The organism is Agrobacterium sp. NPDC058088, from assembly GCF_042885035.1.
Classification (GTDB): domain Bacteria; phylum Pseudomonadota; class Alphaproteobacteria; order Rhizobiales; family Rhizobiaceae; genus Agrobacterium.
This window is the reverse complement of sequence record NZ_JBHVSU010000015.1, coordinates 60,224-70,032: the sequence shown is the minus strand read 5'-3', so window position 1 is coordinate 70,032 and position 9,809 is coordinate 60,224. Positions and strand designations below refer to the sequence as shown.

Sequence of the window (9,809 nt, the reverse complement as noted above, 5' to 3'; positions counted from 1 at the left end):
GCAAACACGTCAGAAACGGAATGCTGTCGCCCGTCGAGTTCGAGAGGCAGCAGAAAATCTAACCCGGGGGTGTCTACGAAACTCGGGGCTATTCACCCAGTCCCAAATCAGTCGTGCGATGAAGCAAGCTCTTGGTTAGCAAAACGAATCTCGAACTAAGGAGACTTCGTAATAACGGGTCGTAGGTTCACATCCATTCAAGGCGATATGTATGAACGGATGGGTCGTGGGTCCGTAAAATCAGTTTCACGTCTTGAAACTCTGGTCGTATCGATTTTCGTTCGGTCTTTTGGAAACTCATCGCCGCGATAGCTGATTAACATCGTGAAAAGGTCGTTGCGCAGAATTTTCTGAGGTTCGAGCGTGGTTTGGATCTGCTCGGTTAATATGTTCTGCACGGCAACAAGCGATTGAACGGATTCGCCTTCAGCGATTACCACCACGTTGACAGTGTCCGGGTCGGTCTTCTCGTCCTGCGAAAAAACCTCGTAAATCTGGTTTGGTTCGGCAAGAGCCACTCTGAAACTAATTAGGCGGGACTGCGTGACCAAATGGTACAACAATGTCTCGAGTGCGCGCACCGATGCTTGCGCTTTGCCACGATTTACGGAGTAAGCCTGAACGTTCGCGGCTCCACCAATTCCTTTTCCTCCAGTTGCCGCGATCTTGCCTGGAATTCTAAGGACCTTCGAGAAATTTCGACGCATCTTGAGCGACCAGGGGGTGGGGTTGCGTACGAGGTCGATATAAGCGGGGTGTTCAATCACGCTAATATCCTCAAGATCGTAGAGCGTGAAATAGGTTTCGACTTGGCTGGCCGACACGTAACGGCGTGCGGCCTCCATGCCTGGTACGGTCAAACGCTCGGGCACGTGCTCGAACGTGTGCCATGATGCGTACTCTTCGGCGAGGTCTGCCGGATAGTCGTTCCAGAGCGCGAGAATGGCTGCGGCCATCAAATTTCTCCCATACGTAAAATCACTTTGGAGGCGACATGGTCACGCGCAGCCTGAAAGCCGATAAGAGCGTCGGTTAGTGGCAGTGTGTGGGAAATCAGTTGCCGCATCAAATCCTGATGGCCATCAAGAAAGGCGATGACAGCGTCCCAATCGGCTGCGGGGGCTCGATAGGATCCACGTATTTGCTGGTGCATGCGCACAAGTGTTGTAAGATCGATTTCGGCGGGTCTGGGATGGATGCCGACGACGGTGAAAATTCCGCGCTTCTTAAGAAATGGCAAAGTAGCGGCGACCAGCGTTGGCACACCTGCCGCTTCGATGATCGCATCGAACGGAGCAAATTTGGAAAGCGCGGTTTCCATGTCGACATCGCTCGTATCGATCAGATGCTGAAAACCAGCAGCGGCAAGGTTTTTGAGACGTGGCCCATCATCGCGCCCCATGATGACGACTTTCGCGCCGCGCGAGCGCGCCAGGATTGCTATACCCTGGCCGATGAAGCCCGGCCCAATGACGAGTATGGTCTGACCTGCCGCAACCTCGGTCGTCGCGACGGCCTCTGCGCAGACAGTCATCGGTTCCGTTAGCGCAGCGATATCCATATCGAGACTGTCCGGCAGCGTGTGACAATTGCTGTAGGGAACGCAGACATAGGAAGTGAAGGCACCGTTTCGGCCAATGCCAACGCCCTTGCGTGAAGTGCAATTATCTTCGTCGTCTTTCAGGCAGGCCTCGCAATGGCCGCATGTTGTAGAGGGTCGGGCGGTGACACGGGTTCCGATGACGTCAGTTGGGACGTTTTTTCCGACTTGTTCTATCGTGCCTGAAAATTCGTGGCCGAGCGTGACGGGCATGGCACTTTCCATCGACTCGTAGCCCGGCGTCCAGTGGGCGATATGCAGGTCGGTCCCGCAGATGCCAGCGAAATGCACACAGATCAACACCTCGCCAGCAGCAATGTTTTCAGGCTTGGCTATCGTATTGAAGTGCACGCCCCTGCCGGGCCGGACTTTTTGCAATGCCAGCATATTCAATCTCCATTGATAAGGTGCAGGTATTAGCCGCGCCAGCTTAAAAAGCGCTTCTCGACCAGTCCGATTGCGAAGTTCACGATCAGGCCCATGACAGAGAGGATCGTGACACCGGCAAACAGCTTTTCGAGATCATAGAGCGAGCCTGCCTCGAGAATGTAGGAGCCGACACCATATTGGGCACCAAGCATTTCGGCCGCGACGAGGAGGATAATGGCAATCGAGATCGACACCCGTAGGCCCGACAGGATGGCAGGGAACGCACCGGGCAGGACAATCTTGCGAACGATCGACCACCAGCTTAGCCCGAAACTCTGGCCCATACGGATCAGGGTGCGATCGACATTGTCGACGGCGCCGTAAGTCGCGACCACGGTTGGCGTGAATGTGCCGAAAGCAATCAGGGCGTATTTCGACGTCTCATCGATGCCGAACCAGATCACGAATAGCGGCAGAAGCGCAATCTTCGGGATTGGAAACAGCGCCGCGACCAGCGGCACCAGCCCTGCGCGAACGTAGCTGAAAAGGCCGATCATCACGCCGACCGATATACCAACAGCGATGCCAATGAATGCGCCGATGAACAGCCGCTGAAGCGATGGCAGGAGGTGTTTCCAAAGCAATCCAGTCTGCCAAAGCTGCACGAATGTATCGAGGACGGCGGAGGGCCTCGGCAGTGTCAGGTTGGAAATAAAACCGCTGCGCGTTCCAATCTCAGCAAGAGCGATCAGGATGATGAACACCGCAATGCCCATGCCGCGCACTGGGATCGGCGCAAAGCCGCCGCCACGAAATGCGACAGGGCGCACAGGCGCAGTTCTCGTTTCCGTCCTGTTGTCGCCGGATGCTCCAGCGGGGTTTGCAAGTGTGGTGATGTTAGACATTGACCAACTCCTTGTCGGCAGCCATGGCCTCTTCGCGCATCAGGTCCCAAAGCTGCTTCTGCTTGTCTTCCAGCACGGGATCGCCAAGGTGGCGTTCGGACAGAGGGATATCGATATCGACGATTTCGCGAATCAGGCCTGGGCGGCGGGAAAGAACGACAACGCGGTGGCCAAGCCGAACCGCTTCGTTGAGATTGTGGGTGACGTAGACGGATGTGAAAGGCTGCCGTGTCCACAGAGCGACAAGATCATCCATCAAAAGTTCGCGCGTCTGGCTGTCGAGGGCCGAAAGCGGCTCGTCCATCAGCATCAGCGCGGGGCGCACTGCCAGTGCCCGGCTGATCGCGACACGCTGGCGCATGCCGCCCGAAAGTTGCTTGGGAAGTGCCATGCGGAAATCCGTCAGGCGGGTACGGTCAAGAACGTCTGTGACGATCTCGTCCATTTCCCGCCGAGTGAGATTGTGATCTTCGAGCACAAGGCGAATATTGCCTTCGACTGTGCGCCAGGGCAGCAGGGCGAAATGCTGGAAGACGTAGGTGAGGGGATTGAGGGAGCCGGGTGGAGGATTCCCGATCTGCAGCACCTCGCCTGAACTTGGTCTTTCAAGGCCGCCGAGAAACCGAAGCAAGGTCGATTTGCCACAACCGGATGGCCCGATCAGACAGATGATCTGCCCTTGCGGGATATCGAGTGAGATATCTTTCAGAACCTCTACGGCTCCGTAGGAATGGCTGATGTTTTTCAGCTTCAGATCCATGGTTCCTCCATGCGAAGGCCGTGAGGCCTCCGCAAAAATAGCTGGCTGATCAAATGGTTTTTACGAAGGACGTGTCGAACAGCTGTTCGTTCGTAATTGCGTCCTTGACCATGCCTTCTGCCTTGAACCATTCAAGCTGCTCGACACAGCTGCCAAGCGACAGTGCCAATCCCGAATTGATGCGCATGGCGCCGTCGATCAGATTTTGTTTGGCAGCGTCGAACGGGCTATCGCTTTCGACATATTTGTGGACGATTTTCGCCAGAGCGTCGCGTTCGGCATCGTCCGCCTTGTTGTCTGCGAAGGCGGCATTGTAATCGTCAATAGCGCGCGAATAGGCTTTGACGAACGCTGCCGTCATCTCGCGTTCACTGGCCGCATTCTTGGTCGAGGTGAAGGCGGTAGTGACCTGATAATCCGGCGCGTAATCAGATACCAGACCGATCTGCTTGGCGGCACCCTCGCGGATCATCTTCTTGGCGACATTCGGCTGGATCGCCCACGCATCGATCTGACCTGTGGTCAGGGCTCCGACGATGGCGCCCAACTTCTGCAATGGGCGCAGTTGGATATCGGAAAGCTTAATCTTGTTAGCAACGGCAATCTTGTGGGCCATAAAGTGGAATGACGAGCCAGCGGTCGTGATGCCGAAGCTTTTGCCGGACAGCTTGGACGGGTCGGTCAGACCGGCCTCATAGGCTTTGTTGGATGCCAGAATGATCGCGCCGGTGACACCCTTCTCCTCAGTCAGCGCGCCGCCGATAACCTTAATGGCGTCCTTCTGTGCGAGGCTGATAAGACCACCGCTCATCGAGGTCACGCCGAAGTCGGCATCGCCGGACGCAATTGCCACGGCCATAGGCTGGGCGGCCTCGAAGAACTTCAGCTCGATATCGAGACCGGCGTCCTTGTAGTAGCCGCGCTCAAAAGCAATGAAGCTTGGCGCGTGGCTGGCAAGGTGCAGCACTGCAAGATTTCGGGTTGCTGCGCGGGCAGGCAGACCGAAAGCAGCGGCGCTGCCAAGTGCGCCCATGCCGATAAGTGCCTGACGGCGGCTCAAAAATACATTCATTCCGATTCTCCTCCCAAAGATGGCTGTCCGAGACGCCATTCGCTTTTACTGCCACCGGCTGAAGAGGAAGACAACGAACAATGATTATGCCTCCCATGCCCTTAAGACATGCAGAAGGTTATTTGCAATCAGGCGAGCGGCGGCAGGTCGGCCAATCTGCGAGAGAGAATTTCAGTGAGTTTACGCAGATTGGCGGAATGCGACCGGCGGCGGTTCCATAGAACCGATATCGAGAATTGTGGGGCGTTTTCGATGGGCCGAACGACGAGGTTGCTGCCAACGGGTCCGAGCGTGGTGACGTAGTCAACCAACACGATGCCCATTGCTTCATTCGCCAGCGCCAGTGCGGTGTCGGAAAAACGGGCGACAGCGCGCGTATTGACCTTCAATTTTTCGCGACTGAGAAATCGATCGACAACTGTCTGATGAGCGCCGCCCGGGGCGAAGGCTATGAAATCCATATCCGCAAGATCGGCCGCTCGTATGACAGACGTCATTGCAAGGCTATGATCCTTATGAATGACCGCGACCAGATCGACCCGCCCCACATGCTCGACAGCAATGAGCGGATGATCTGGCGAGGCGATCGTCACCACCGCTTCTCCACGTCCGGTAATCAGGTATTCCTCGATCTGGTCTACCGGAAGTACGTCGAAGAAAAGCTCGATACCGGGCACCTCGACGGACAATGTTCTTAGAGCCTGTGGCACGAGCGCGCGCGCGACACTGGCTGTCGATCCAACCCGGAATACAGCCGTTTCACCGCGTGCGATGCGGCCTATCTGAGTGCCGACGCCGGTCAGTTGCCGTATCAGCGGGTCGATCTCGGCATAAATCTCAAGTGCTTCAGATGTAGGGACAAGACCGTTGCGGTCGCGTGTGAAAAGCGCAATGCCAAGCAGGTCTTCGATTCGACGGATCGTACGGCTTAGCGCTGGTTGAGAGACATTGAGAACCTTTGAGGCACCAGTGATGGAGCGCGCCTGCATGACCGCATGGAAGACTTCCATTTGGCGAAGGCTGAGGAGACCGTCATCAGGCCGTTGGGCCATCGAAGTTTCATCATTGTCCTGGGACATCGATCGCCTTTTCAAGAAATGGCAAGAGCTCTTCGAGCATTTCGCTGGCGGCGGTCTCCGGCAGCAGATGGCCACCACCAATGCCCTTTCCTTGGACCTTGGATGCCCAGTCTGCCCATATATCGAGTGGTTCGCGACCGCCGCCATAGAGCCTGTCCTTCTCCCAGAATAAAAGGACAGGTACCTCGATTTTGCGGTCTGACATGCGATCCGCAAGATCGTCAGTTTCGTCTGTCGTGGCACCAGCCCGATAATCCTCACACATGGCGTGGCGAACATCGGGATTGTCGAATGCGAGCCTGTAGTCTTCCAGCGCCAGCGGATTAATCCGTTCAATATTCTCAGCCATTTTGCCGAGCGTGAGATCGACGAGAAAACGCGGATCCGCGGCCATCAGTGTTTCAGGCAGGGGCGCGGGCTGGGCCATCATGAACCAGTGCCATGCTCCCATGCCGAAGGCTTTGCTGGCACCTTCCCACATTTCCGGTATGGGCACGACGGTGACCGAGACGAGTGCCGTGACCGTTTCTGGAAAATCAAGCGCCATGCGATAGGCAACCCGGCCCCCACGGTCGTGACCAACGACAGCATACCGCCGATGTCCTAGCGCCAGCATCATTTCTCTGAGGCTTTTCGCCATGCGACGTTTAGAACCCATTCCTCGCGAGTTGCCGGTGACGCGGCTTTCACCATAGCCCGGCAGGTCTGGAACAACGACGGTATAGGTCTTAGCAAGTACCGGCGCGAACCGGTGCCATGCCGAGCGGGTTTCTGGATAGCCGTGCAATAGCAGGATCACCGAACCGCTGCCGGCTGTCAGAACGGCGAAATTGATGTCGGGCGTTTCGATGCGGTATTCTTCAAAACCCGGAAACAGCTCGTTAGCGCGTCTATACATCGATTGGCTGTCCCATTTGAGCGTTTGTGGTCACTGCGGCTATGTCCCTCAGCGCCTCGATCAGTCTGTCTACGCCTTTCTGTCGCGGGCGAAGATGGCAGATATGGACGTAGGCGGAAACGCTGACGCTGTTTTCGATCGGTATTGCCACGAGCCCGTTTGCTTCGCAATCGATAGCGGAAAATGCGTCGAGTATGGTGATGCCAATGCGTTCTGTGACAAATGACAGTGCGGCCTCAACAAAATGCACATAGACCGCCGTGTTCCTCGATAAGCCCCAGCGCCGAAAGGTTTCATCAATCAGAAGACCGTGTGTGGTGGTGGTTTCAAAAGAGATCAGCGGTTCACCGGCAAGCGCCAGCGGCGTTACGGATTTGTAGCCAGCAAGAGCGTGATCATTGGGGACGACACAGACGAGACCGGCGCTGGCTATTTTCGCCGTTTCGATTACCGGATCGTTGACCTCTGCAATCGTTGCAACACATGCACCTTGGCCGAACAGCAGGTAGTCGCGAACATCGCGCTGCGATAGTGAGTCACTGTAGTAGGTGCCCGCAGCCCCCTCCAGTTGCAGGCGTTTCAATGCCTTCGGCACCAACCGCATGCCAAGACTTGGCGTCGAGCCAAACCGAAAGACAGAGGCGTCGCCACGGACAATCGAGTAGATGACATCAGACAGCATTTCGGATTGCTGGTGGACGCGCTCGACCTCGGCAAAGATCAGCTCCGCCTCCTGGGTCGGCACCAGTCGGCCGGAAAGGCGCGCAAACAGCGCTATACCAAGCTGGTCTTCGAGACGCTTGATGGCAATCGAGAGGCTCGGCTGGGAAACGCCGAGGTGACGGGCTGCTGCCGTCAACGAATGCGTCGCCATGATCGTTCGGAAAATCTCGATCTGCCGTTCTCTGAGTTTCGGATTTGGCATCCGTGCTCGCATTCTTCCTATAAATCCAACTTATAGCATGGGTTGAAAGGTATATTGGCGTCAATAGGTATTTGTCCCATATCGTCGCTCCAAAATTGGGAGGGAGCTTTGTGATTGGAAGCGAAACACGGCTGGTGGCGATTATCGGATCACCCATTGTCCAAGTGAAATCCCCAGATAACTTCAACCGCTGTTATGCCGATGACGGTGTGGATAGGGCAATGATGGTCATCGATCTCGTCCCCGAGCGCGTTGCCGATTTCGTCACAACAGTCCGCGGCTGGCAGAATATGGATGGCTTCGTCGTCACCATTCCCCACAAGGCCGCAGTCGCCGCGCTGGTCGATGAACTCAGTGCAAAAGCGCAGTTTCTCGGTGTTGCGAATGTGGTGAGGCGTCACCCAAATGGAAAGCTTTGTGACGGACATGACGGACGGCGAGGGTTTCCTCACAGCCTCAAGGCCGCAGGGTTTCGTTCCCAATGGCAAAGTCGTTCTGGTGGTCGGGGCAGGAGCTGCTGGCAGTGCAATTGGCTACTTGCTTGCAGGCGCAGGCGTTTCGCATCTGGTTATCTCCGATCGCAACAAGGATCGTGCAGCCAGTCTCTGTGCTCGTCTGTCCAACGCTTTCCCAGCCGTTTCCATCTCGGCAGGAGCAGTACCCCAGCGCGCCTTCGATCTTGTCGTCAACGCGTCTTTGTCGGGTATGCAGTATGACGATCCGCTGCCGGTACCTCACTCAACGCTGGCATTGGTGCCACCAGAAGGTCTGGTGGCTGATGTCGTGACAAGCCCGAAAATGACGCCGCTGCTCACACTTGCGAAAGCTCGTGGCCTGAAAATTGAGACGGGTGAGGAAATGGCCAAATCACGACTTTTTGCGCTTGGAAAAGTGATGGGCATATTCAGGGGAGTACCAGTTGATGTGTAAAGACCGAGGTGGACGATACGACGTCGTGGTGGTTGGAGGCGGCGCGGCCGGAATGAGCGCGGCTGTAGCTGCTACCCGCATGGGTGCGAAAGTCGCACTCATCGAGCGATACGGTTTCCTGGGCGGAGCGGCTGCCAATTCGCTGGTTTTAGCCTACTGCGGCTTCTTCCTGAAAGGTCCTGAGCCTGTTTTTGCAGTAGGAGGAATCGGTGTCGAACTGCTGGCTACGCTTGCGAAGATTGGCCAGAATATCGCTCCGATACGATCTAGCAGCGGCAACTGGATTGTCATGCTGGACCCTGAGGCGGTCAAGTTTGCGTTCGACCAAATGACCGACATGACTGGCCTCGAAATCCTGTTGCACAGTCGTGTCACTGCGGTGTCCACGAAGCCGAGTGGAATTGCGGCCATCACGGTGACTGACCATGCCGGTAGCTACGGGATCACTGCAGCCGCATTTGTAGATGCCAGCGGTGAAGCTGCTGTGGCGTCGCATGCGGGACTTGAGATGACGACCGACAGCCGCGCTGGTGATCACGTCCAACCTGCGTCAATGCCGGTTCGTATCGGTGGCGTAGGAGCGGAGGTAACATTCGACCGTGGTCGGATGACGCAACTGATTATCGAGCACAACGCAAGCTCTGAAGCTCCAATCCACCGAACCGACGGTGGCGTCATGTTGAGGCTGCCGACGTCGAACGATTATTGGTGGATGATGATTGATCTTGAAACCAATGGTTTGAGCGGTGCCAGTCTGGGCGGGGCGGAGCGTCAGGCGCGGCGGGAAGCCTGGCGGAACCTGCAGTTGCTACGGCAGATGCCGGGCTTTGAAAACGCGTTCATCTCATCCACGGGGCCGCAGATCGGTATTCGCGAGACACGCCGTCCGCGCTCGCGAAACGATTTGACCGGTGTGGCTTTACATGGAGGTGACCGTCGCGAAGATGGCATCGGGCGCGCTGCATGGCCCATGGAGGTTCACGAAGCACCCGGTCGGGCACATTTCGTCGATCTTGGCGGCGACGGCTTTGCTGATATACCAATGGGAGCCATCCAGGCTGTCGGCGCGGATAATCTGTTCATCGCGGGTAGGGTCGCTGGCGCAGATGCTGCTGCCTACGGTTCTTTGAGAGTCATGGGTACAGCCTTTGTCACTGGTCAAGCAGCTGGAATTGCGGCCGCCTTAAGTGCTTCATCAGCGTCTGTTTCGGCTTACAGCGTCAGAAAGCATCTTTGCTTTCAAAATGCGATAATTTGATAGCCTGAAGAGC

Annotated in this window: 10 protein-coding genes and 1 pseudogene; 3 read left to right on the top strand and 8 right to left on the bottom strand. The window is 56.3% G+C overall.

Translation table 11 applies throughout. The features are described from left to right. Positions 1-197 precede the first annotated feature (197 nt). From ACFVTJ_RS24185 to ACFVTJ_RS24150, 8 genes are all read right to left on the bottom strand, one after another. Positions 198-956: a hypothetical protein gene (locus tag ACFVTJ_RS24185; protein WP_386911037.1), complete on the bottom strand. Its 759-nt coding sequence runs from the start codon at positions 954-956 to the stop codon at positions 198-200. Further along, positions 956-1,987, bottom strand: coding sequence for a zinc-binding dehydrogenase (locus ACFVTJ_RS24180; protein ID WP_386911038.1), 1,032 nt, complete (start codon positions 1,985-1,987; stop codon positions 956-958). Before ACFVTJ_RS24180 ends, ACFVTJ_RS24185 begins: the two co-directional genes overlap by 1 nt. A gap of 29 nt (positions 1,988-2,016) precedes the next feature. Then, positions 2,017-2,745: an ABC transporter permease gene (locus tag ACFVTJ_RS24175; protein ID WP_386911065.1), complete on the bottom strand. Its 729-nt coding sequence runs from the start codon at positions 2,743-2,745 to the stop codon at positions 2,017-2,019. Positions 2,746-2,866: 121 nt separating this feature from the next. Beyond that, positions 2,867-3,634 (bottom strand): ABC transporter ATP-binding protein, encoded by a 768-nt coding sequence (locus ACFVTJ_RS24170; protein ID WP_386911039.1) that lies wholly within the window; start codon positions 3,632-3,634, stop codon positions 2,867-2,869. A gap of 49 nt (positions 3,635-3,683) precedes the next feature. Beyond that, positions 3,684-4,706, bottom strand: a complete 1,023-nt coding sequence (locus tag ACFVTJ_RS24165) for an ABC transporter substrate-binding protein (protein ID WP_386911040.1) — start codon at positions 4,704-4,706, stop codon at positions 3,684-3,686. A gap of 128 nt (positions 4,707-4,834) precedes the next feature. Then, positions 4,835-5,758 (bottom strand): LysR family transcriptional regulator, encoded by a 924-nt coding sequence (locus tag ACFVTJ_RS24160; protein ID WP_186376859.1) that lies wholly within the window; start codon positions 5,756-5,758, stop codon positions 4,835-4,837. 10 nt (positions 5,759-5,768) lie between these two features. Continuing rightward, positions 5,769-6,683, bottom strand: a complete 915-nt coding sequence (locus ACFVTJ_RS24155) for an alpha/beta fold hydrolase (RefSeq protein WP_386911041.1) — start codon at positions 6,681-6,683, stop codon at positions 5,769-5,771. Then, entirely contained in the window at positions 6,676-7,608 is a 933-nt protein-coding gene (locus ACFVTJ_RS24150; RefSeq protein WP_386911042.1) for a LysR family transcriptional regulator, read from the bottom strand. The genes ACFVTJ_RS24155 and ACFVTJ_RS24150 overlap by 8 nt, the downstream gene beginning before the upstream one ends. 110 nt (positions 7,609-7,718) lie before the next feature. Between ACFVTJ_RS24150 and ACFVTJ_RS24145 the strand changes: the two are divergent. The 3 genes and pseudogenes from ACFVTJ_RS24145 to ACFVTJ_RS24135 form a co-directional block, all read left to right on the top strand. Then, positions 7,719-7,940, top strand: a pseudogene (locus ACFVTJ_RS24145) (shikimate dehydrogenase); the annotation flags it as partial. Between the two features lie 94 nt (positions 7,941-8,034). Continuing rightward, a complete protein-coding gene (locus tag ACFVTJ_RS24140; RefSeq protein ID WP_386911066.1) occupies positions 8,035-8,538 on the top strand; it encodes a shikimate dehydrogenase family protein in 504 nt (167 codons plus the stop codon). Continuing rightward, entirely contained in the window at positions 8,531-9,796 is a 1,266-nt protein-coding gene (locus ACFVTJ_RS24135) for an FAD-dependent oxidoreductase (RefSeq protein ID WP_386911043.1), read from the top strand. The genes ACFVTJ_RS24140 and ACFVTJ_RS24135 overlap by 8 nt, the downstream gene beginning before the upstream one ends. Positions 9,797-9,809: the final 13 nt, after the last annotated feature.